The sequence below is a fragment of the Bacteroides sp. Marseille-P3684 genome (assembly GCF_900291465.1).
In the GTDB taxonomy this organism is placed as follows: domain Bacteria; phylum Bacteroidota; class Bacteroidia; order Bacteroidales; family Bacteroidaceae; genus Phocaeicola_A.
Genome location: NZ_LT985808.1, coordinates 2,478,684 through 2,501,782, shown reverse-complemented (window position 1 = coordinate 2,501,782; position 23,099 = coordinate 2,478,684). Strand labels below are relative to the sequence as shown.

Here is a 23,099-nt window from a genome sequence, read left to right as displayed (position 1 = left end):
TGAGAATTGAAAGGTCTCCAAAATTAAATCTTTCAATCCTCAACTGATAGTTTATCCGATTTTGCTTATCTTTTTAAGCTTGTCTTCATTGATGATTTTAATTTTTCTCCCGTCTATGATAATTAATTTCTCTGTAGAGAAGTTGGATAGTGTACGGATGGCATTGGATGTAGTCATATTTGACAAGTTGGCCAGGTCTTCTCGGGAGAGGTAGATGCTCAATGTGCATCCATCTTCTTCTACACCGTAGCAGTCCTTTAGAAAGAGAAGAGACTCAGCCAGTCGTCCCCGTATGTGTTTTTGTGTCAAGTTGACGGTGCGTTCGTCTGCGATACCTAAGTCTGTAGCTAACTGATGGATAAAGAACATGGCTAGGCGGTTGTTTTCCATGACCATGTGATTGATGACATCCATCGGGATATGGCAGATGAGTGACGGCTCAAAAGCAGCAGCGGCTGTTACAAAATTTCCTCCAGAAAAGTAGGCACGATAAGCAAAGTATTCTACAGGTTTGATGACTCTGATTATTTGGCTGCGTCCACCAACACCATCTTTGTAGATTTTGACTTTGCCGTTAAGCAGACACAGCATGTGAGTAGGAGTTTCTCCTTCACAATAGATCGTCTCATTCTTTTTGTATTTTTGGATGGTGAAGTTCTGCCTCAAAGTGACGCGTTCTTCATCAGTGAGAAGCGTCCATATATCAGCAATACTTTCAATGATTTCTGCTTCTGTGATATCTTTTTTAGCCATATCTGTGTTACAAAACTATGTTATAGGGCACAAAAATAGCAAAAACTTTAGCTTCTCAATCTTTCTAAACGACAAGAAAAAGTGTTCCATTCTCTATTTATAGATAAATTAACGTAAATTCTGACTTATAGGAGTGCCACCTTCAGTCTTTTCTATATTTTTGCTACTACATGAGGCTTTTATAAGCTTTAAGTGGCACAAATGTCTCTTTAAATTGGTCGAAAAGTGCGACGCTTGCTACATATTTGTTGGCTCCTGTGGTTCGTAATTGTTCCGTTAAGAGGGCAAACGACCTTACAACCTCAACTGGGTGAGCCTTTGACGGGCGACTCCATCATTCATAATGTGGTGGCGTCCGCCGATTGGTATGCACGCATTGTGGGAGACTATCGGGCAGACCTCTATGTAAAGGGGCATTTCAAGGCATATCGTCGTAATATACTTTTACGGGTTGTCCCTTCCATGTTCCGGTTTGATAAGGGGGTAAAAGATTATATCATAGAATCAAAGAATGAAGTACATTATTCTGCTCCCGATATCTATGATGTTAAAGTACAGGCACTGACCGGAACATTTCGCCGTAATAATGGAGAAGTGGGTAACGCAATGAAGTATTTTAATATGAATATCTATTCCAATGATTTGTTGCCTGACAAACTGATTTCCCCTTTTACTTCAAATGGACACCGTTACTACTACTATATTCTTGATTCGATTTTTACGGAGCGCACTCCTGTGGAATATAAAGTACTCCTTGTTCCTCGTTATAAAAGCAATCAGTTGGTAAATGGCTATGTTACGGTGCGTGACCGTAGCTGGACTGTATCCGAAGGCTATATGGCTGGACAAGTCGATCAGGTCAAGTTTAAGGTTCGCGTCAAAATGGGGGCGGAAGGTAGTGAGATGTATCTTCCTCAGCGGATAGATGTCAAAATGCTTTTCAACTTTATCGGCAATAAAATAGGTGCCGACTATACGGCTTTATATACCTATAAGGACATAAAGCTTTCCGGTTCGTTACCTGAAACATTGCCTCGTAAACGTGACTACAATTTGTCGGACTTATATCGTTTGAGTGTGAATACGGATACGACTAACACGCATATTGCTAATATGGATACCTTGCGTCCGATTCCTTTGACTGGCATTGAGAAGCGTTTATATGACGTATTTGCTGAGCGCGAAGAATATCGGCGCAATACTCCTCCCGAGCCAAAGTCGAAAAGTCGGGTGTTTTGGGGGGAAGTAGGAGACATGTTGATTAGCGATTATACCTTTCGTTTCAATGATTTGACGAGTGTGAAGTTCTATCCGCTACTGAATCCTTTGCAACTTCGCTATAGCCATTCGAACGGAGTGTCTTATGTACAGCGGTTCAAATACAATCAGTATTATGCGAATGGGCGAAGCCTGTATGTGTCGCCGCGTATTGGCTACTATTTTCGGCATAAGGAATTTTATTGGCGGTGTGATGCAGACTTTACCTACTATCCGGAGAAACTGGGGCGTATAACCCTACACATGGGTAATGGAAACCGGATCTACAGCAACGAAGTAGTGGACCGACTGGATTTACCTTCGGACAGCGTGCTGGATTTTAACAAGCTGAAACTTGATTACTTTAAGGATTTGTATGTACAGCTCAGTAATGATATTGAAATAACCAATGGGTTACTGCTAAGTGTCGGCTTGTCTTATCACCGTCGTACTTTGGTTGACAAAGTCAATTTGTACAATCCCGACTTACAACAATATTTGTCAGGTAAACTTCGTGACACGTATTCAAGTTTTGCCCCTCGTATTCGTGTGGAGTGGACTCCTGGACAGTATTACTATATGGATGGACATAGAAAGGTCAATTTATATTCTCATTACCCGACGTTTTCAGTCGATTGGGAACGAGGTATACAGGGCGTATTCGGTAGTAGTGGAAAGTATGAGCGTATAGAGTTGGATATGCAGCAGAAATTCCGTTTCGGAGGCATTCGATATCTTTCTTACCGAGTCGGATGTGGGGCATTTACGGATCAGGAAGATATGTATTTTGTAGACTTCTTTAATCTGCGTAGAAACAATCTCCCGGACGATTGGAATGATGATTTGGGAGGAACTTTTCAGCTGCTTGATTCTCGTTGGTATAACTGGTCTAATAAGTATGTACGCGGACACGTGTCCTACGAGACTCCTTTTCTCGTATTTCGTCATTTGAGGAAATATGTAAATCTTATTGAATCGGAGAGACTTTATGGTGGGGTCTTACTTATGCCACGCTTGTTGCCTTATATTGAGTTAGGTTATGGCATCGGAACCCATATTTTTGATTGTGCGGCATTTGTTAGTTTTGTCAATGGAAAATACGAATCATTCGGTTGTAAATTTGCTTTTGAATTATTTCGCTGATTGATTACTCCAGTTAGCATATGTATACTCTTATAGGGTGTTAATTTGTATATTTCTATCCAAATGGTCGTTTTTTCGAAAATAAATCCAGTCCTTTTCTTTTTTTTATATGAAAATTGTTACTTTTGAACACTCCTACATGACGGGAGAAAAATAATATTGATTTACGAAAATGAATTCGAGAACCTTAAAATATAAGCTATGAGTTATTTGAGATTTGACAAGACTCTGATGACCAATTTGGAGGAATCTTTGCCCAGAGAGATATTGCGGACCAATCGTTCGGGTGCGTATCATTGCTCGACGATTGTGGATTGTAATACGCGCAAGTATCACGGTCTGCTGGTAATACCGGTTCCTGAATTGGATGATGAAAACCATGTCCTGCTATCATCTCTTGATGAAACGGTGGTACAGCATGGTGCAGAGTTCAATCTTGGGCTTCATAAATACCAAGGAAACAATTTCAGTCCTAAAGGACATAAGTACATTCGGGAGTTTGACTGCGAAAAAGTGCCGACAACGTTTTACCGCGTTGGTGGCGTTGTGTTGAAGAAAGAGAAGGTGTTCGTTCATCATGAGAATCGCATTCTGATTCGCTATACATTGGTTGATGCCCATTCAGACACAATATTACGGCTTCGGCCATTTTTGGCTTTCCGCAGTGTACGGCAGTTTACTCACGAAAATGCACAAGCCAGTCGCGATTATCAGCAGGTAGAGAATGGCATTAAGACATGCATGTATCCGGGATATCCGGAATTACACATGCAGTTTAGCAAACCTGTGGACTATCACTTTGATCCCAACTGGTATAAGAATATAGAATATCCCAAAGAGCAGGAGAGAGGTTATGCAGCAAATGAAGACCTTTACGTTCCCGGTTATTTTGAGATGCCTATAAAGAAAGGAGAGAGCATTATATTCTCCGGTGGAATTGCTCCGGCTGATATAGCAACTCTTGGAACCGTTTTCCAAACAGAAGTAGACAAACGTATCCCGCGCGACAGTTTTCTCCATTGCTTATATAACTCTGCCCACCAGTTCCATAACCGTCAGGGTGACAAACGTTATATTTTGGCTGGATATCCCTGGTTCAAATGTCGTGCTCGCGACATGTTTGTTTCTTTGCCGGGCTTGACATTGGCAATTGAAGAAAATTCAGTGTTTGATGAAATCATGAACACGGCCCGTGAAGCTATTTACGAGTATATTGAGGATCGTCCGTCGACCTGCAAAATCAGTGAGATGGAACAGCCAGACGTGTTGTTATGGGCTATCTGGGCGTTGCAGCAATATGCTAAAATGCTTTCGCGTGAACAATGCCGGGACAAGTACGGTAAATTGATAGAAGACATTATAGAATATATCCGGAATGGCAAACATGTCAATCTGTTCCTGCATGATAACGGGCTTCTATATACGAATGGTATCGAACGACCGGTGACTTGGATGAATTCCACTGTCAACGGACGTCCTGTAATTCCACGTACAGGTTATATAGTAGAAATAAATGCTTTGTGGTATAACGCCTTAAAATTCACGGCAGACCTGGTGCGTGAAGGTGGTAATCCGACCTATGCCGATACGCTGGATGCATTGGCAGCTACGGCTGGAAACTCGTTTGTTGAAGTGTTCCTGAATGAACACGGGTATTTGTTTGACTATGTTGACGGGACGATGATGGACTGGAGTGTACGCCCGAACATGATTTTCCCGGTAGCCTTCGATTACTCTCCTTTGTCACTTCCACAGAAAAAAGGAATTTTGGATATTGTCACTCGCGAATTGCTTACTCCTAAAGGACTACGTTCTCTGAGTCCTAAGAGTGGGGGTTATAATCCTAACTATGTGGGACCACAGACACAACGTGATTATGCTTATCATCAAGGTACAGCTTGGCCCTGGTTGGAAGGTTTCTATCTGGAAGCTTACATGAAGATACATAAGATGAGCGCCATCTCCTTTATAGAACGACAACTCATAGCCTATGAGGATGAGATGAACCTTCATTGTATTGGTACAATACCCGAATTATTTGACGGGAATCCTCCTTTTAAAGGTCGAGGCGCTGTGTCCTTTGCCATGAATGTGGCTGAACTGTTGCGTATCCTCAAGCTGTTGACTAAATATAACCAAATGTATAACGAATCATTAAAGGAGGAATAGAACTATGAAAGTATTAATGTTTGGTTGGGAATTTCCTCCTCACATCCTTGGAGGACTGGGTACAGCAAGTTATGGTCTGACAAAGGGACTGGCCCAACAATCTGACATGGAAATCACCTTCTGCATCCCTAAACCGTGGGGGGATGAAGATCAAAGCTTTTTACGTATCATAGGTATGAACAGTGTCCCTATTGTATGGCGTGATGTACAATGGGACTATGTAAAAGGCCGTGTAGGTTCCTATATGGATCCGCAGTTGTATTATGATTTGCGAGACCATATTTATGCCGACTTCAATTATATGAACACCAACGACTTGGGCTGTTTGGAATTCTCCGGACGCTACCCGGATAATTTGCACGAGGAGATTAATAACTATTCCATCGTGGCAGGTGTTGTGGCACGTCAACAGCAGTTTGATATCATTCACTCGCACGATTGGCTGACTTATCCGGCAGGTATTCATGCCAAGCAGGTATCGGGGAAGCCTCTTGTCATCCATGTACATGCAACTGATTTCGACCGAAGCCGTGGTAATGTGAATCCGACTGTATATGCCATTGAGAAGAATGGTATGGATCATGCAGACCACATTATGTGTGTGAGCGAACTGACGCGACAGACTGTTATCAATAAATACTTCCAGGATCCGCGTAAAGTATCTACCGTACATAATGCAGTTTCTCCTTTGTCGGATGAAATCCAGGCTATTGTTCCGCAGAAGTTCCCACATGAGAAGCTGGTGACTTTCCTGGGCCGTATCACAATGCAGAAGGGACCGGAATATTTTGTGGAGGCAGCGAACATGGTTCTTCAGCGTACACATAATATTCGTTTTGTTATGGCGGGTAGCGGAGACATGATGAATGCCATGATACAGCTGGTAGCTGAACGTGGCATTGCGGATCGTTTCCATTTCCCGGGTTTCCAGAAGGGGAAACAGGTTTATGAATGTCTGAAGGCAAGCGATGTGTATATAATGCCTTCCGTATCGGAGCCATTTGGTATCTCACCGTTGGAAGCCATGCAATGTGGTGTGCCCTCAATCATCTCCAAGCAGTCGGGTTGTGCTGAGATTCTTGATAAGTGTATTAAAGTGGACTATTGGGATATTCATGCCATGGCAGATGCCATTTATTCACTTTGTACCAACCAGTCACTCTATGAATATCTTAAGGACGAAGGGAAGAAAGAAGTCGATGCCATTACTTGGGAGAAAGTGGGAGTGAAGATTCGTGGAATCTACGAACAAGTGATAAGAAATAGCTGACAACACATATCAAAAACACACGAAGATTATGAAAACAATTTGCCTTTATTTCGAAATACATCAGATTATCCATTTAAAACGGTACCGTTTTTTTAATATTGGTACCGACCATTATTACTACGATGATTATGAAAACGAACGTTCCATTACAGAAGTAGCTGAACGTTCTTACATCCCGGCCTTGAAGACGCTCATTGAGATGGCGCGTGAGCACGGCGACTATTTCAAAGTTGCAATTTCAATTTCCGGTGTAGCTTTGGAACAATTGGAAATTCATGCGCCCATGGTCATCGAACTTTTGCACCAGCTCAACGGGACCGGATGCTGTGAGTTCCTGGCGGAGCCTTATTCGCATGGTTTGTCTTCACTGGCTAATGAAGAGTGTTTCCGGGCCGATTTGGAACGTATGCGCAAGAAAGTGCGTCAGCTTTTCGGACAGACGCCTAAAGTATGCCGCAATTCCAGTTTGATTTATTCGGATGAGATTGGTGCTATTGTTGCCGATATGGGATTCAAGGGCATGTTGACAGAAGGAGCACGTCATATTTTGGGTTGGAAGAGTCCTCACTATCTCTACCACTGCAATATGAATCCGAATCTGAAACTTCTGTTGCGTGACTATAAACTTTCAGATGATATCAGCCTGCGTTTCTCTAATTCCGAGTGGAATGAGTATCCGTTGTTTGCAGATACTTATATGAACTGGATTGAAGCACTGCCCGAAGAAGAACAAGTCATCAATATCTTTATGGAACTGTGCGCTTTGGGCATCTACCAGCCGTTGTCATCAAATATACTTGACTTTATCAAGGCGCTTCCGGCAGTGGCTAAAGAGCGGGGTATTACCTTCTCGACACCGACAGAACTTTGCACCAAGTTGCACTCTGTAGCTCCTCTTGATGTCGCTTATCCGATGTCTTGGGTGGATGAAGAGCGTGATATCAGTTGCTGGCTGGGTAATGTCATGCAACGTGAAGCTTTCAACAAATTGTACAGTGTAGCAGAACGGGTACATTTGTGCGATGACCGTCGCATTAAGCAGGACTGGGATTATCTGCAAGCAAGCAACAACTTCCGCTTCATGACAACCAAGCATACGGGCTTGACGATGAACCGTGGTATTTATGATTCTCCCTATGATGCATTTACTAACTACATGAATATTCTGGGTGACTTTATCCGTCGCGTCAATGCTCTCTATCCGGCTGATATGGATAACGAGGAACTCAATGCTCTGTTGACAACCATCCGTAACCAAGATGAAGAAATCTCCGCATTGAAGAAGGAGGTAGAGAATTTGCAGATGAAGCTGACTAAGGCTGAACAGCCGGTCCCGTCGACTGAAGAGACGGCTGAAAAACCGGCAGCTAAAAAGCCGCGCAAAGCTTCCACTCGGAAGACTACTACGAAAAAGGACTAGATAGAGGTTAGCCGTCTTTTCTGATGACAACCTGTAAGGACAGATACTTAACTATGAACTTCGGGGGCGGGCCATGGTGTCCGCCTCTGTTATTTATACGTTGTCCCTCATGAAGTCGGCTCCAATCTTTTATTCTTCTTTCAAAAAGTTCTACTTTTGTAACATCAATTCATCAAAATACAAATCATTATGACAAAGAAAATCCTTTTGTTAGGCTCTGGAGAGCTGGGTAAAGAGTTTGTGATTGCAGCTCAACGGCTCGGCCAGTACGTCATTGCCTGTGATTCCTATGCCGGTGCACCCGCCATGCAAGTGGCAGATGAGTGTGAAGTCTTTGATATGCTCGATGGTGACAGCCTCATGGAAGTAGTCAACAGACATAAACCGGATATCATTGTTCCTGAAATTGAAGCGATACGTACAGAACGTCTTTATGATTGTGAAAAGGAAGGCATACAGGTGGTTCCCAGTGCCCGCGCTGTCAACTTTACCATGAACCGTAAGGCAATCCGTGACCTTGCAGCCCAGGAATTAGGACTACGTACTGCCCGTTATTTTTACGCGAAGAGTCTCGAAGAATTACGTGAGGCTGCCGCCAAGATCGGATTCCCGTGTGTTGTAAAACCATTGATGTCTTCATCTGGTAAAGGACAATCCATAGTGAAGAGTGCGGATGAACTAGAACATGCATGGGAATATGGTTGTAATGGAAGCCGTGGCGACATCAAGGAGCTTATTATTGAAGAATTTATCCGTTTTGATAGCGAAATCACTTTGCTTACTGTGACCCAACGCGAGGGACGTACGCTTTTCTGTGCCCCCATTGGACACGTCCAGAAGGGAGGGGACTATCGGGAGAGTTTTCAACCGGCACCCATCTCATCTGAGCATCTGAAAGAAGCTGAAGAGATGGCTGATAAAGTGACCCGTGCCTTAGGAGGCGCCGGTTTGTGGGGCGTGGAATTTTTCCTGAGTCATGACAAGGGCGTCTATTTCTCTGAATTATCGCCGCGACCACACGACACAGGAATGGTTACGCTTGCCGGTACACAAAATCTGAATGAATTTGAATTGCATTGTCGTGCCGTACTGGGATTGCCTATTCCGGCGATAACTCAAGAACGTATGGGAGCAAGTGCTGTTATCCTGTCGCCGATAGCTTCAAAAGAGAAACCGCGTTATGAAGGAGAGGCTGATGCTCTGTCAGAACCTTGTACGGACTTACGTATCTTCGGTAAGCCGTACACCAAGCTTAATCGCCGTATGGGAGTGGCACTTTGTTATGCTCCCCTTGGAAGCAATCTGACTGATTTGCGGGAGAAATGTAAGGCGACAGCCGCAAAGGTGAAAGTATTCTGATAAATTATACGGCTTATCAGGCAGCATCTGCATGACAGGCGTATGAATTCTGGAACTGTACGAGTGACATAAGTAGATATATGGATACTTGTGTCACTCGTTTTGCTGAAGACGTAGTGGGCGTCGAGTTCAAGCGAAAAACAAGATATTGGCAGAAAGCTTGGATTTGGCTGATTCTGCTTGACAGGGTTATCCGAATAGTCTATTTCTGCTAGCAGGTAATAGGAAAACTCAGGACAAAGTGTAAATGGGATATTAACTTATATTAGTTGCTTTCTTCTTTTTGGATATATTATTTCAGAAAACTTAATAATTTATAGCCATAAAAAGTCGAAATAGTAGGGACGAATTCGATGATCCCCCGGCACGAAATTAAAAAATGCGACGACGAATGGATGAGTTTTTGCCTGTGTAATGCCAAAAATGATATCAGGAAGAGGCAAAAAAGGCAGAGCGAAGATGGTCTGAGTGGGTTTTCTCTTCTGGAAGCTGCGTGGACTATGAATCCTGAAAACTGATAAAATGATATCCTCAAGCGGGCAGGTGTGTCGCCAATGTACCTCTGTCAACTCAAAGCTGACTACAGGAGCTGGAAAGGGAAATTATAACTTTCAATATGTAGATAGGCACTCAAGTAAAGAGCCCCGCTTTACTCACCAATTCGTTCCTAGGCATGTGGACGGAATGTTAGTAACATCCCATTTGACATTTTGCTATTTCTTCATCAGGTACAGGAATATATCTTGAGTTCTTTATCCTCCGTTTCATTTCTTGTCATGTTATTGTAAAACACGGATACTCGGGTTCATGAGAGAAATAGGGAGGGGAAGAAGAGAAAACGCAATACAAGTGTCGAATCGTGGAGGGAATATCCTTTTATATGTTAAAAGCGAAAGAAAAACTAGCTTTAATACGTGGAAAAACTTAGGATATATTAATAGATAAAAGTCACTAAAATAATAAGGTATATAGCAAAGTGTTAGTTGAATATACTTTATTCATGCCCTAAAGGTAAGTATATATAGCAAGTGGAAAAATGAAAGTTAAGGGCATATACTTCATGTTTATTTTTTCTAAAAATGGTTTGCTTAAGGTAGCTTTATGGGAGAAATTTTTTCTATCTTTGAACTCGATAACGAAAAATTGATTCATTAACAATAAAAGATTGCTTATGTCACAACTAGTAGGACATATTTCGCAAGTTATCGGTCCGGTAGTCGATGTCCTTTTTGAAGGAAAAGATGTGGATGCCGAATTGCGTCTCCCACGCATCCATGATGCTTTGGAGATTAAGCGTCCCGATGGTCGTATCTTGGTGGTTGAAGTACAACAACACATCGGAGAAGACACGGTGCGTACTGTCGCAATGGACCGTACCGACGGCTTGCGAAGAGGTATGGAGGTTGTCCCCACAGGACAGCCTATTACAATGCCGGTGGGTGAGCAGGTGAAAGGACGTATGATGAACGTCACCGGTGACCCTATCGACGGTATGAAAGAGCTGGATCGTCATGGTGCTTATCCTATTCACCGCGAGCCTCCTAAGTTTGAAGAGCTGTCAACGAGCCGTGAAGTGCTCTACACAGGTATCAAAGTCATCGACCTTCTTGAACCTTATGCAAAAGGTGGTAAGATTGGTCTGTTCGGAGGTGCCGGCGTGGGTAAGACGGTACTTATTATGGAGCTCATCAACAACATTGCCAAAGGACATAACGGTTTCTCAGTGTTTGCCGGTGTCGGTGAACGTACCCGTGAAGGTAACGACTTGTTGCGGGAAATGATTGAGTCAGGCGTTATCCGCTATGGTAAGGAGTTCGAAGAAGGAATGGAACGTGGCGAGTGGGATCTTTCGAAGGTAGATTATTCGGAGGTGAACAAGTCACAGGCAACATTGGTGTATGGCCAGATGAATGAGCCCCCCGGTGCACGTTCCTCTGTGGCTCTGTCCGGACTGACCATCGCCGAATCTTTCCGTGATCAAGGTGGAAAGGATGGCAAGTCCAGTGATATCCTCCTCTTTATTGATAACATCTTCCGTTTCACTCAGGCCGGTTCTGAGGTGTCGGCTTTGTTGGGTCGTATGCCTTCCGCCGTGGGTTATCAACCGACTTTGGCTACAGAAATGGGACAGATGCAGGAGCGTATCACTTCTACAAAGAATGGTTCTATCACATCTGTGCAGGCTGTGTATGTGCCTGCCGACGACTTGACAGACCCTGCTCCGGCCACAACATTTACCCACTTGGATGCAACCACTGTGTTAAGCCGTAAGATTACAGAATTGGGAATTTATCCGGCTGTAGATCCGTTGGAATCAACTTCCCGTATTCTTGACCCGCTTGTAGTCGGAAATGAGCATTACGAAACTGCACAACGTGTAAAGCAGATTTTGCAGCGTAACAAGGAACTTCAGGATATCATTTCTATTTTGGGTATGGATGAATTGTCTGAAGAAGACCGCATCACGGTTAACCGCGCTCGTCGTGTACAACGTTTCCTGTCGCAACCATTTACTGTGGCTGAGAAATTTACGGGCGTTCCAGGTGTAATGGTGCCTATTGCCGATACAATCAAGGGATTCAAGATGATTCTTGATGGTGAAGTTGATCACTTGCCTGAACAGGCATTCTTGAATGTCGGTACAATTGAGGATGCTATTGAGAAAGGAAACCGTTTGTTGGCTGCTGCCAAGCAAAGTAATGACTGATTATGGAAACGAAAAACTTGCATTTAGTGATTGTTTCGCCTGAAAAGACATTGTTCAAAGGTGAAGTTACTGATGTGACATTGCCGGGCTCACAAGGAATATTTATGGTATTGCCCAAGCATGCACCTCTGATTTCGTCGCTTGAGAAAGGTACGCTCACTTATACTACAGCGGAAGGCGAACAGTCACTGGAAATTACAGGAGGTTTCGTGGAAGTAAGGAAAAATGAGGTGTCAGTTTGTGTGGAACAATAATCGGCGAGTGCTATGTTGTCAAAAGTAAAAAGAATATTTATCATTTCTTTGACTTTGCTGATGCTGGCATTCGGATGGGGTGGAGCCATGATATTCCATCATTTCTTTGAGGAATCCTATTCGCCCTATTATCCGCTGATTCCCTTGTTCTTTTATGTGTTCGGACTTATTTTTATTTATCTGTTCGAATATATGCACAAGCACATGCCTGACAAATCTTTGATGGTATATGTCATTAATAAGGGAGCCAAATTACTTATTGGACTGGTGTTCATGGTGCTTTATGGAATGTTTATAGGCATTCACACGAAAGCTTACTTATGGACATTCCTTATCTATTATGTCATATATCTGATATTTGAAAGTTGTTTTTTCCTCCGTTTTGAGATGGAAATGAAAAAAGTGAATAAGAAACAATGAAACTATTACGCCATTTTGGACTATTTCTGTTAGCCTGTCTCCTGGGTGTCATGCCATTGCATGCTGCAGGAGAGGAGGTAGCCGGAGAAAAAAGTACGGTAGACGTACAGGAAATCGTCTTTGGTCACATTCGTGATGCCTATGAGTGGCATTTGTTTACTTTGGGCGAAAAGCATGTGTCCATTCCTCTTCCTGTGATTGTCTACAGTCAGACCACAGGATGGCATGCCTTTTCATCTTCAAGGTTAGGACACGGAGCTGAATATGAAGGTTTCCATATAGCGTCTGAAGGTAGCTATGCCGGTAAGGTCGTTGAGACTACTCCTGACGGGCAGGAAGTCCGCCCATTGGATATCTCAATTACCAAGACTGCTTTGTCTTTGATGATTAACAGCTTGTTGCTGGTTCTTATCATGGTCGGTGTTGCGCGTTGGTACAAGAACCGCAAACCCAGTTCCGAAGCCCCAAAAGGTTTTGTAGGCTTCATGGAAATGTTTGTGATGATGATTCATGACGATGTGATTGTGAGTTGTGTAGGAAAGGATTACAAACGCTATGCTCCTTATCTGCTCACAGCCTTCTTCTTTATCTTCATCAACAACCTTATGGGACTGGTGCCGATTTTTCCGGGCGGCGGCAACGTAACAGGCAATATAGCCATTACCTTGTTCCTGGCCTTGATGACTTTCCTGGCTGTAAATATCTTCGGAACAAAGGAATATTGGAAAGAGATATTCTGGCCTGATGTTCCCACGTGGCTGAAAGTGCCTGTTCCCTTCATGCCTGTTATCGAGTTGTTCGGTGTCTTTACAAAACCTTTTGCATTGACAGTCCGTCTGTTTGCTAACATCATGGCCGGTCATGCCATCATCCTGTCATTGGTGTCCATCATCTTTATCACTGCATCTTTGGGTGCCGTGTTAAGTACTTCGATGACCATTGTATCTGTGCTGTTCTCCATCTTTATGTCTTGTCTGGAAATACTGGTTGCCTTCATTCAAGCTTATGTCTTTACGATGTTGTCAGCCGTATTTATCGGTCTTTCAAGAGTACGTCATGAAGAACATGCCTGATTAAATCATTTAAAGCATTAGAGAAATAAAACTTAGTAATAAACTTAAAAACTGAAAATTATGTTGTCTTTAATTATGTTGCAAGCTGCAGCTGCAGGTCTTTCACAATTGGGTGCCGCAATCGGCGCAGGTTTAGCTGCTATTGGTGCTGGTATTGGTATTGGTAAAATCGGTGGTTCTGCCATGGAAGCCATCGGTCGCCAACCGGAAGCAGCCGGCGACATCCGTATGAATATGATTATTATTGGTGCCTTGGTTGAAGGTGTAGCATTGTTTGCCGTTATCATCTGTCTGTTGGCTCTCTACGCATAACTCTAAACGAGGCTTAGTTTATGGAACTACTTACACCGGATTTCGGTACGTTCTTTTGGATGCTGGTGTCCTTCATCATCGTCTTTGTCATATTGGCTAAATTCGGCTTTCCCGCATTGGTCAATATGGTAAATGAGCGTAAGCAATACATTGACGATTCGTTGAAGTCGGCACGTGAAGCCAATGAGAAACTATCGCATATCAAAGAAGAAAGTGAATCCATTTTGGTTGAAGCCCGCAAAGAGCAAGCACGTATCCTGAAGGAAGCCATGGACACTCGTACGCAAATCGTCAACGAAGCGCGTGACAAGGCCAAGGCTGAAGGAGGGCGTTTGTTGGAAGAAGCGCGTAAACAAATCCAGAAAGAAAAAGATGATGCCATCCGCGATATCCGTAAACAGGTGGCAGAGTTGTCAGTAGAAGTTGCTCAAAAGGTTCTTCGTAAACAACTCTCGAGCGAGGTGGAACAAAATGGAATGATCGAACGCATGCTCGATGAAGTTTCCGATTCTAAAAAGTAATGAGCTATGAACATAGGAGTAATCTCAAACCGCTATGCAAAAGCATTGTATCAGTATGCCGCTGAAGGTCAATGTGAGAAACAAGTCTATCGTGAAATGATGACTTTGGCTGACAGCTATCTGCAAGTACCCGCTTTGCGTAAGGCGCTGGATAATCCTTTGCTTTCGGTGGCTGAAAAGACTGATTTGCTTTGCAATGCCTGTGGAGGCAAAGTCAGTCCGCAGACCAAGCGTTTTTTCATGTTGGTCCTTACAGAGCACCGTGAGAAGTTCATGCAGTTCATGGCTGTTGCTTACATAGACCTTTATCGCAAGAAACACAACATCCTTATCGGACGGTTGATTACGGCGATACCGGTTAGCAAAGAAATCGAAGACCGCATGAGAGCCATGATTGTAAAAGGTACTCAAGCAACTGTCGAATTTGAGACACAGGTGGAGCCTTCCATCGAAGGTGGATTCATCCTTGATGTAGACTTCAACAGACTGGATGCCAGTGTGGCTACACAGTTCAAGCGTGTTCATCGGCAGTTTATGGAGAAGAATAGAAGAATTGTATAATTAAACAAGTAAACATGTCTGAAAATATAAAACCCAGCGAAGTCTCCAGTGTCTTGCTTGAGCAGTTGAAAGGCATTGATACCAGCCTTCGGTTTGAGGAGGTGGGTACGGTGCTTCAGGTAAGCGATGGCGTAGTCCGTATCTATGGACTTCGTAACGCCGAGGCTGAAGAACTACTTGAGTTTGAAAATGGAGTAAAAGCCATCGTGATGAACTTGGAGGAGGACAATGTGGGCGCCGTGTTGCTCGGACCGACTGATAAGATTAAGGAAGGTATGGTTGTGAAGCGTACCGGACGTATTTCTTCCATTCTGGTGAGCGAGAACATGTTGGGCCGCGTTGTGAATCCTTTGGGCGAACCCCTTGATGGCGAGGGTGAGATTGGTGGCGAGATGATTGAAATGCCGCTTGAGCGTAAATCGCCTGGTGTCATTTTTCGTCAGCCTGTAACTGAACCCTTGCAGACTGGCTTGAAAGCAGTAGACTCCATGATTCCTATTGGTCGTGGGCAGCGTGAGCTGATCATTGGCGACCGCCAGACAGGAAAAACATCTATTGCAATTGACACGATCATCAACCAACGTGCCAACTATGAAGCCGGGAAACCTGTTTATTGCATCTATGTGGCAGTAGGTCAAAAAGGCTCCACCGTGGCCAATATTGTAAACGTTTTGCGCGAAAAAGGCGCCATGCCTTATACAGTGGTGGTTTCGGCTACAGCTGCTGACCCTGCTGCATTGCAGTATTTTGCACCCTTTGCCGGTGCCGCCATCGGTGAATACTTCCGTGATACAGGCCGACACGCACTGGTTGTCTACGATGACTTGTCCAAACAAGCGGTTGCCTATCGTGAAGTTTCATTGATTCTGCGTCGTCCCTCCGGACGTGAAGCTTATCCGGGAGATATCTTCTACCTGCACTCCCGTCTGTTGGAGCGTGCTGCGAAAGTAATCCAACAGCAGGAAGTGGCAGAACAGATGAACGACCTTCCGGCAAGTTTGAAGGGACGTGTCAAAGGAGGCGGTTCACTAACCGCATTGCCTATTATCGAAACACAGGCAGGAGACGTCTCGGCATATATCCCGACTAACGTCATCTCTATTACCGATGGTCAGATATTCTTGGAGACTGACTTGTTCAACCAAGGTTTCCGTCCTGCGATCAATGCCGGTATATCTGTATCTCGTGTGGGTGGTAGTGCTCAGATCAAAGCAATGAAGAAAGTAGCCGGAACCTTGAAAATAGACCAGGCTCAGTATCGTGAATTGGAAGCATTCTCCAAATTCAGTAGTGATGTCGATCCGGTAACAGCAATGGCACTCGATCGGGGACGTAAGAATAATCAATTGCTTATTCAGCCTCAGTATTCACCGATGCCAGTGTCTGAACAGATTGCCATCCTTTACTGCGGAACGAAGGGTCTGATGAAGGATATTGAGGTTAGTCAGGTTCATGAATTCCAGGATGCCTTCCTGGAGAATTTGCGGGCAGCCCACCAGAAAGATGTGCTGGATGTGCTTGCAACAGGTGTAATAAATGATGATGTAACCAAGATTATCACAGACGTTGCAGCAGCCATTTGTCTGAAATTAAAACGATAAGTTATGGCTTCACTGAAAGAGATAAAAGGAAGAATAGGATCAGTGCAGAGTACGTTGAAGATAACATCTGCAATGAAGCTTGTCGCGTCGACCAAACTGCGACGGGCACAGACTGCTATTGAGAATATGCTTCCTTACGACCGACAGCTGAGCACCATCCTGCATAACTTCCTGGCAAGTGGCGTGACGGTGGAATCTCCTTTCACCGAAGAACGTCCTGTCGAACGTGTGGCTGTGGTGGTGGTAGCGTCGAATTCCAGTCTCTGTGGCGGATTTAACAGCAATATTATCCGCAAAGCTGACAGTGTGCTGGCTGATTACGTGCATAAGTTGGGGAAAGACCGGCTGCTGGTATTTCCTGTCGGACGTAAGGTTGCTCAGGCACTGGGTAAACGTTTTGATTTGAGCGAAGATTTCAAGATGATTGGTGATAAGCCGGCTTATAAACAAGCTTCGGAATTGGCCGAACACCTGATGAATCTTTTTCTTCAAAAAGAAATAGACAGGGTTGAGCTTATCTATACGCATTATAAATCAACTTCTACACAAATCGTGACCCATGAAACGTTTCTTCCATTAGCTCTCAATTCCGGTAGTGAAGGGGAGGAGAGTGCTTCGGCTCAAGATTATATTGTTGAGCCTTCTCCGGAAGAACTGGTTGCACGATTGCTGCCTAAGACTTTGAGAATGAAGATTTATACAATCTTGTTGGATTCAAATGCTTCAGAGCATGCAGCGCGTACAGTGGCAATGCAACAGGCTACCGATAATGCAAACGAGTTGTTACAAGAGCTTAATCTGATGTACAATAAGGGACGTCAGCAAGCTATTACCAGCGAATTGCTTGACATTATTGGTGGTTCAATGAACTAATGTATAAAAGCAGGAATATCGAATTGAAGGTGATTTCATGGTTGAAATCAGGCTGCAATTCATATTCCTGCTTTTATTGTGTATCTCTTTTTCCGTCAAAAGATGTGTTAGAGTAGGGGGCAAGGTTCTAGCCTTTAAAATCCTGAAACATACGGGTGCTCAAATACTTCTCTGCACGATCGGGAAATACGACAACGATATTGCCGCGATCAATCCTCTCAGCAGTACGCATGGCAGCCAGCATGGCTGCGCCGCTACTCATTCCTGCAAATATTCCTTCACTGATAATAATGCGGCGTGCTGTGGCTATCGCTTCTTCACTTTCAATCATTTCCTGAATATCAATCTTTGAAGGGTCATAAATGGCAGGAACGATTGCTTCTTCCATGTTCTTCAGCCCTTGGATATAGTGTCCCTTTACCGGATGGGCGCACACAGTCTGGATATCTGGTTTCATCATTTTCAGGAAGCGTGAGAGTCCCATGATGGTACCTGAAGTTCCCAATGCGCATACCAGATAATCAATTTGTCCGTTCATCTGTTGCCAGATCTCTAAGGCAGTGCTTTCATAATGTGCCTGATAGTTGCATGCATTGGAGAATTGGTCAGGCATAAAATATTTATCCGGTTGTTCCTGTACCAATCGTCGGGCCATGCGGATGGCTCCATCGGTGCCTTCTTCAGCCGGTGTAAGGCGGACTGTGGCACCATAAGCACGAATAATCTGTCTCCGTTCGACAGAAACAGCACTACTCATGACTATTTCTACGGGATATCCTTTTATGACACCTATGATAGCCAAGCCGATACCGGTGTTGCCCGAAGTCGGTTCAATAATTGTTTTCCCTGGAGTGAGCAGTCCATTGCGCTCTGCATCTTCAATCATTTTCAGAGCAATCCGGTCCTTGATACTCCCTGTAGGATTAAATCCTTCCAACTTAGCAAATATCGAGACATTTGGATTGGGTGAAAGCCTATTGATTCGTACCATCGGAGTTTGTCCGATAGTTTCCAGAATGTTGTTGTAATACATCTCGTCAGTTCGTTGTAAAATTTGTATTTAGCATACATTTATAGTCTCATAAATGCATGAGTCTTTTTCTCTCTTTTGAATGTTTATAGTCAATTGTCCACCACGATAGTTCCCAATTGCTTTCCCGTTTCTTTAGATACATAATGGTAACGGAAGGAAACATTGTGCTCTACAAAATAGCGCATATCAGGAGTATTGGCTATTTGTTCCGCCATTCGGCGACAACCTTCCGGACTATCATCCACACCACTTCTCAACACACTGTCAGGGGCCCCGTGTAAAGAATAGTAATAGTGGATTGCATTTTCATGTACCCAATAGGCTACACTGTCCAACTGCGTATATGCATCAATGGTTTTGGGACAGCCTCGGTTGACCTCATCTACAGAACGTGCGCAACGCTCTTGCGGGCTTTCCTTACATGCTGCAAACATAAATGTCAGGCAGCCTAGCATGAAGAATGGTAATATTTTCATAATTATTTTCTATGATATGTATAAGGAATGGCTAAGATACAGTGTTTTTTGATATGTACATCCACAAAAATGAGTAATTTTGCAACTGTAAAATCATTTGGTTGCAATGACTGATGCAGGATTATTTCCTTTGTCTTGAGGTCATCTGCTTTATTTTTGTTTACACTATGGTATTTGATAAGGAAGCACGCATAGAACGTGCAAAAAGCTTATTTCTGTCGGGATTCAATTGTTCGCAATCGGTAGTTGGTGCATTTGCAGATATCTATGGTTTTACCCAGGAACAAGCCATGCGTATGTCTGCCTCTTTTGGTGGAGGAATAGGGCGTATGCGACTGACGTGTGGAGCAGCATGTGGAATGTTTATGCTTGCCGGACTGGAGACTGGAGCTACGGACCCTCATGACCGGGAAGGTAAAGGAGCAAACTATGCCTTGGTCCAACAATTGGCTGCGGAGTTTAAGTCACGCACCGGTTCCATCTGCTGTGCTGAGATGCTTCGCTTGCGTAAGGATACTCCTATCGTATCAACTCCAGAAGAACGCACTTCGGAATATTATGCCAAGCGTCCTTGTGTGCGGATGGTAGAATTGGCAGCTCGTTTATGGGCAGAATGTTACGAAAACATGAAAAAACAAGATAGATAATAGGGGATAGGCTGTTTTTGTTATTCCAATATTAGGTTATTAGTGTTGAAATATCTAATTTTGAGGCGATTTTAGAGAAAAGGCAATTAATGAGAAGCCTAAGGAGCTTCTTTATGTATAACTAAAAGGTATAATTATGTTGAAAGAAAAAGCTGGAAACGTGGCTGGTATCATTTGGAATGCCCTTAATGGGACAGAAGGTCTTACACAAAAGCAAATCAAGAAAGCTGCAACTTCAAAATTGTTGGATAAAGATTTTTTTCTTGGCTTAGGCTGGTTACTAAGAGAGGATAAAGTGGTAGTGACAGAGAAAGACGGAGAACTCTTTGTTCAACTGACTGATAACGATTGATTCTGTAGAGCTTATTCTCTGCATGGTTATTAAAAGGAGTGTGCATGTGCACTTCCTTTCAAACTTTCTATCCAGATGTTTTAAACGGGAAGGAGACGACAGCTTTCTTCCCGTTTGATGTAGGGATATTCAGTAAATGCCCCTATAAAATACAATGGCATATGAAGATGACAAAATATAATCACTTCATATGCCATTTTTATTGTCATTCTTCTGTATTTTCTCATATACTCTTATCAGCAGGACATGACGTTCCGGAAGAAGTCAGATGACCTCTTCTGATTCTGTCAGTAAAATCATGTCATGCCGCTTTAACTGCTCTGTTTCTGATCTTGTCAATCATCAGTACGGCATTTGCCGTATGTATTCCAAAGAAAATCCATAGGATTTCCGTCTTTCTGTTCCGTGCCTTTATCCTTGAGAGTGAGTAATGCTGCTTCTGTGTGCCGAAGCTGCCTTCAAGCCGGGTAGCTCTTTCTTTTGAGAGTTCACTTCTGAGAACCTTTCTCAAGGATTCATCCCTGGCCGCCCTTCCCTTGCGTACAAAGGAGGTGGATATTCCATATTTTGTACAGAACTTTCTGTTGGCATTATTGGCGTATATGGAATCGGCAGCCACGCATCTTACTCTCACATTCATGAGCTTCTGCTGCATGCGGATGCAGTCCTTCAGGCGTATGCCTTCGTTGAAAGCCTTGAAGGAGAGGTGTTCGATGAACGATATGCCGTCTATCTGTATGTTGTTGACCTTCGCACCGAACTCGACGGACTTTGTTTCCTTACCTCTTACAATGGGACGTACATAATGACGGTCAATGCTGACAATACGGTCACTGACCTTCCTGCCTTCAAACAAATCCTTTTCCTGTACAAGAACCTTTCTGATGATGGAAAGACGCTTCCGGTAATCCCGGGTATATCGGAGTGAGGTCCCATGTTCTCTATGGATTTCATCCCTCTGTATGAGAAGCTTTTCAAGGAGTCTGATCATACGACGCCTGAGCATCCTTGTCCTTGAAGCCTTCCTCTTTCTTTTCTTGCAGTAGGACAGATAGGACTTCGCCACATCCGCATACTTGTTGCGCGGACGCCTTATACCCAGATCCCTGCAATGAAGGCAGATATGCCTGTAGAGCCATTCCAGGCTTTCCCAAAGGAGTTTCATATCCGTAGGAAAACGCATATGGCTCTCATAGCATGTGGCATCGGTCATACACACATGAAGGTTCTCAAGATAAGGTTTCCAGTGTGAGGACAGCACTTCCTGGAGGGAATCAATGTCAAGACGGGATGCTATTTCATTGCGGATGGCACTGACTATCTTGTAGTTGGTTATGGGGAAAGACGGATTTATCATGATTCCGCAGAACATCTGGTAGTGTATGTTTCCGTTAAGATGTTCCACCAGCTGTCTGTCAGAGAAGCCGGTGTACGCCTTCAGGACCATGAGGGCAATCTTAGCCGAAGGACTGAAGATGTTCCTGCGTCCCAGTCGCTGTTCCGACAGGCCCATAGTCTTTGCCATACGGTCAAATGGGAACACGGAATGAAGCCTGCCAAGCTCACTCTCATGAAAACTCTGGTTCATCCGACATTTCGCGTGATGCGGCAATCATGCAGTGCATATAGCCTCAATTCAAAGTATCGTTCATCCCTAAATCCATATGCCGTTCTCTTCATGACCTTTATCTTGTTGTTGATGCCTTCTACCTTTCCGGTTGATATATGGCAGTCATACCATGCGAGTATGCCTGTCCTGTGTGCCGTTACCGTAGTTGCCATCTTCACCAATTGCGGCACTTTGCTCTCCCGGGCTTGCTTTACCCAATCCGTCATGCCCCTTTCGGCATCGTCCTTATTGACCTGCATCCAGATTTCCCTGAGCTGTTCTTTCAGGTAGTATGCCTGCGACAGGGGCTTGTTCATATCCAGCGCGTTGTCAAGCCGTGTCTTATACTCCTTGTCGAAGATATCCGCCCCATTACTCAGTAACAGGTATCGCGTACCTTTCAACACCTTGCGTTTGTTGATGTCTTTTTCCATGTGGTATTGCACCCTACGTATTTCATCCAGTTTCTCGTTCATAAGCTTTACCACATGGAAATGGTCAAACACGTGCACCGCATTCGGGCAATTCTCATATACAGAGGAGATGAAGGCGGCGGAGAGATCTGTTGCAATATACTTGATGCCAACGCCTTTTCTTCTGATCCGTTTCCAAAAGCCATCCAGGGCGTCTGCTCCTTTGCCGTTACCGACATAGAGAATACGGCCACTCTTTAGGTCAACCACGATTGTCTTGTACACATGTCCTTTCCTGACCGCAAATTCATCTATGCCAATGCTGTCCACTCCTTCAAGGGAGGGAGGCGCGTAATGGTATTCAAGATGACGCGTATGGATATCCTTGACGGTATCCCAGGATACGCCCAGGAGATTGGCTGCGTCTTTCAAGGTCATGCTCCTTAACAGGTCGACTACATATTTTGCGAAACGATGGGTGTAACCGCAACTACCCGTGGCAAAGGGTATGCTCTCCTGACGGTCATAATCACAATCCTGATTCTTGCACTTATAGCGTTGGACTTTCATGCGGATTATCACCTTTTTGCCGCCTATCGGGAGTCCTATAAAGTCACGAACTCGAAAACCGTTCTTGACCAATTGGCGATGCCCGCACTTAGGACATTCTTTCTTCCGCTCTTTTGCTTCAATATGTAAGATAATTGTATTACCTTTGTATTCCTCACGAGTGCATTTGTGGTTATATAACCCCCAAGCATGATATAGAAAACTGCTGTTCATTACTGTACATTTGTTTGTGCTTATTCAAATATACAATTTGTTCAGCGGTTTTTCTTCTTTAATAAACTATCACGCGAAATGTCGGATGAACCA

Annotated in this window: 19 protein-coding genes and 1 pseudogene; 15 read left to right on the top strand and 5 right to left on the bottom strand. The window is 43.9% G+C overall.

Translation table 11 applies throughout. From position 1 onward, the window contains the following. Positions 1–51 precede the first annotated feature (51 nt). On the bottom strand, positions 52–753 hold the full coding sequence (locus C8275_RS09815) for a Crp/Fnr family transcriptional regulator (protein WP_022385300.1): 702 nt from the start codon (positions 751–753) through the stop codon (positions 52–54). A gap of 225 nt (positions 754–978) precedes the next feature. On the opposite strand from C8275_RS09815, the gene C8275_RS09810 reads away from it, so the two are divergent. The 13 genes from C8275_RS09810 to C8275_RS09745 all read left to right on the top strand — a co-directional run bounded on the left by C8275_RS09810 (position 979) and on the right by C8275_RS09745 (position 17,693). After that, on the top strand, positions 979–3,153 hold the full coding sequence (locus tag C8275_RS09810) for a DUF5686 family protein (protein ID WP_234395741.1): 2,175 nt from the start codon (positions 979–981) through the stop codon (positions 3,151–3,153). A gap of 201 nt (positions 3,154–3,354) precedes the next feature. Then, a complete protein-coding gene (locus C8275_RS09805; RefSeq protein ID WP_022385298.1) occupies positions 3,355–5,322 on the top strand; it encodes a glycogen debranching enzyme N-terminal domain-containing protein in 1,968 nt (655 codons plus the stop codon). A gap of 4 nt (positions 5,323–5,326) precedes the next feature. Next, positions 5,327–6,592 carry a glycosyltransferase family 4 protein gene (locus C8275_RS09800; protein ID WP_022385297.1) on the top strand — a complete coding sequence of 422 codons (1,266 nt, stop codon included), beginning with the start codon at positions 5,327–5,329 and terminating at the stop codon, positions 6,590–6,592. Positions 6,593–6,620: 28 nt separating this feature from the next. Beyond that, complete coding sequence (locus C8275_RS09795) at positions 6,621–8,012, top strand: glycoside hydrolase family 57 protein (RefSeq protein WP_106484987.1); 1,392 nt, start codon at positions 6,621–6,623, stop codon at positions 8,010–8,012. A 189-nt stretch (positions 8,013–8,201) separates the two neighbouring features. Continuing rightward, complete coding sequence (gene purT / locus C8275_RS09790) at positions 8,202–9,371, top strand: formate-dependent phosphoribosylglycinamide formyltransferase (protein ID WP_022385295.1); 1,170 nt, start codon at positions 8,202–8,204, stop codon at positions 9,369–9,371. A 1,171-nt stretch (positions 9,372–10,542) separates the two neighbouring features. Continuing rightward, entirely contained in the window at positions 10,543–12,078 is a 1,536-nt protein-coding gene (gene atpD / locus C8275_RS09785; RefSeq protein ID WP_022385294.1) for a F0F1 ATP synthase subunit beta, read from the top strand. Positions 12,079–12,080: 2 nt separating this feature from the next. Beyond that, the gene (atpC, locus tag C8275_RS09780; RefSeq protein WP_022385293.1) at positions 12,081–12,332 is read left to right on the top strand and encodes an ATP synthase F1 subunit epsilon; all 252 of its coding nucleotides are present in this window, start codon (positions 12,081–12,083) and stop codon (positions 12,330–12,332) included. A gap of 416 nt (positions 12,333–12,748) precedes the next feature. Then, a complete protein-coding gene (atpB, locus tag C8275_RS09770; protein ID WP_106484986.1) occupies positions 12,749–13,825 on the top strand; it encodes a F0F1 ATP synthase subunit A in 1,077 nt (358 codons plus the stop codon). Positions 13,826–13,885: 60 nt separating this feature from the next. Further along, complete coding sequence (gene atpE / locus C8275_RS09765) at positions 13,886–14,137, top strand: ATP synthase F0 subunit C (RefSeq protein ID WP_106484985.1); 252 nt, start codon at positions 13,886–13,888, stop codon at positions 14,135–14,137. A gap of 20 nt (positions 14,138–14,157) precedes the next feature. After that, positions 14,158–14,658, top strand: coding sequence for a F0F1 ATP synthase subunit B (gene atpF, locus C8275_RS09760; RefSeq protein WP_022385289.1), 501 nt, complete (start codon positions 14,158–14,160; stop codon positions 14,656–14,658). Between the two features lie 6 nt (positions 14,659–14,664). After that, positions 14,665–15,219: a F0F1 ATP synthase subunit delta gene (locus C8275_RS09755; RefSeq protein WP_022385288.1), complete on the top strand. Its 555-nt coding sequence runs from the start codon at positions 14,665–14,667 to the stop codon at positions 15,217–15,219. A gap of 14 nt (positions 15,220–15,233) precedes the next feature. Further along, the gene (gene atpA / locus C8275_RS09750) at positions 15,234–16,820 is read left to right on the top strand and encodes a F0F1 ATP synthase subunit alpha (RefSeq protein ID WP_022385287.1); all 1,587 of its coding nucleotides are present in this window, start codon (positions 15,234–15,236) and stop codon (positions 16,818–16,820) included. Positions 16,821–16,823: 3 nt separating this feature from the next. Next, positions 16,824–17,693, top strand: coding sequence for a F0F1 ATP synthase subunit gamma (locus C8275_RS09745; protein WP_022385286.1), 870 nt, complete (start codon positions 16,824–16,826; stop codon positions 17,691–17,693). 127 nt (positions 17,694–17,820) lie between these two features. On the opposite strand, the gene C8275_RS09740 is transcribed toward C8275_RS09745, so the two are convergent. Then, positions 17,821–18,726, bottom strand: a complete 906-nt coding sequence (locus C8275_RS09740) for a PLP-dependent cysteine synthase family protein (protein ID WP_106484984.1) — start codon at positions 18,724–18,726, stop codon at positions 17,821–17,823. An 89-nt stretch (positions 18,727–18,815) separates the two neighbouring features. After that, entirely contained in the window at positions 18,816–19,202 is a 387-nt protein-coding gene (locus C8275_RS14650) for a hypothetical protein (protein ID WP_022385284.1), read from the bottom strand. Between the two features lie 167 nt (positions 19,203–19,369). On the opposite strand from C8275_RS14650, the gene C8275_RS09735 reads away from it, so the two are divergent. Then, positions 19,370–19,849, top strand: a complete 480-nt coding sequence (locus C8275_RS09735; protein WP_106625795.1) for a C-GCAxxG-C-C family protein — start codon at positions 19,370–19,372, stop codon at positions 19,847–19,849. A 136-nt stretch (positions 19,850–19,985) separates the two neighbouring features. Beyond that, positions 19,986–20,201 carry a winged helix-turn-helix domain-containing protein gene (locus tag C8275_RS09730; protein WP_022385282.1) on the top strand — a complete coding sequence of 72 codons (216 nt, stop codon included), beginning with the start codon at positions 19,986–19,988 and terminating at the stop codon, positions 20,199–20,201. Positions 20,202–20,502: 301 nt separating this feature from the next. On the opposite strand, the pseudogene C8275_RS09725 reads toward C8275_RS09730, so the two are convergent. Then, positions 20,503–21,780 (bottom strand): annotated as a pseudogene (locus C8275_RS09725) (transposase); the annotation flags it as partial. Positions 21,781–21,785: 5 nt separating this feature from the next. After that, positions 21,786–23,006: an ISL3 family transposase gene (locus C8275_RS09720; RefSeq protein WP_106483757.1), complete on the bottom strand. Its 1,221-nt coding sequence runs from the start codon at positions 23,004–23,006 to the stop codon at positions 21,786–21,788. Positions 23,007–23,099: the final 93 nt, after the last annotated feature.

Coding starts and splice junctions, on each gene's coding strand:
- C8275_RS09815 (WP_022385300.1), bottom strand. CDS start 753: ATGGCTAAAAAAGATATCACAGAAGCAGAAATCATTGAAAGTATTGCT.
- C8275_RS09805 (WP_022385298.1), top strand. CDS start 3,355: ATGAGTTATTTGAGATTTGACAAGACTCTGATGACCAATTTGGAGGAA.
- C8275_RS09800 (WP_022385297.1), top strand. CDS start 5,327: ATGAAAGTATTAATGTTTGGTTGGGAATTTCCTCCTCACATCCTTGGA.
- C8275_RS09795 (WP_106484987.1), top strand. CDS start 6,621: ATGAAAACAATTTGCCTTTATTTCGAAATACATCAGATTATCCATTTA.
- purT (WP_022385295.1), top strand. CDS start 8,202: ATGACAAAGAAAATCCTTTTGTTAGGCTCTGGAGAGCTGGGTAAAGAG.
- atpD (WP_022385294.1), top strand. CDS start 10,543: ATGTCACAACTAGTAGGACATATTTCGCAAGTTATCGGTCCGGTAGTC.
- atpC (WP_022385293.1), top strand. CDS start 12,081: ATGGAAACGAAAAACTTGCATTTAGTGATTGTTTCGCCTGAAAAGACA.
- atpB (WP_106484986.1), top strand. CDS start 12,749: ATGAAACTATTACGCCATTTTGGACTATTTCTGTTAGCCTGTCTCCTG.
- atpE (WP_106484985.1), top strand. CDS start 13,886: ATGTTGTCTTTAATTATGTTGCAAGCTGCAGCTGCAGGTCTTTCACAA.
- atpF (WP_022385289.1), top strand. CDS start 14,158: ATGGAACTACTTACACCGGATTTCGGTACGTTCTTTTGGATGCTGGTG.
- C8275_RS09755 (WP_022385288.1), top strand. CDS start 14,665: ATGAACATAGGAGTAATCTCAAACCGCTATGCAAAAGCATTGTATCAG.
- atpA (WP_022385287.1), top strand. CDS start 15,234: ATGTCTGAAAATATAAAACCCAGCGAAGTCTCCAGTGTCTTGCTTGAG.
- C8275_RS09745 (WP_022385286.1), top strand. CDS start 16,824: ATGGCTTCACTGAAAGAGATAAAAGGAAGAATAGGATCAGTGCAGAGT.
- C8275_RS09740 (WP_106484984.1), bottom strand. CDS start 18,726: ATGTATTACAACAACATTCTGGAAACTATCGGACAAACTCCGATGGTA.
- C8275_RS14650 (WP_022385284.1), bottom strand. CDS start 19,202: ATGAAAATATTACCATTCTTCATGCTAGGCTGCCTGACATTTATGTTT.
- C8275_RS09735 (WP_106625795.1), top strand. CDS start 19,370: ATGGTATTTGATAAGGAAGCACGCATAGAACGTGCAAAAAGCTTATTT.
- C8275_RS09730 (WP_022385282.1), top strand. CDS start 19,986: ATGTTGAAAGAAAAAGCTGGAAACGTGGCTGGTATCATTTGGAATGCC.
- C8275_RS09720 (WP_106483757.1), bottom strand. CDS start 23,006: ATGAACAGCAGTTTTCTATATCATGCTTGGGGGTTATATAACCACAAA.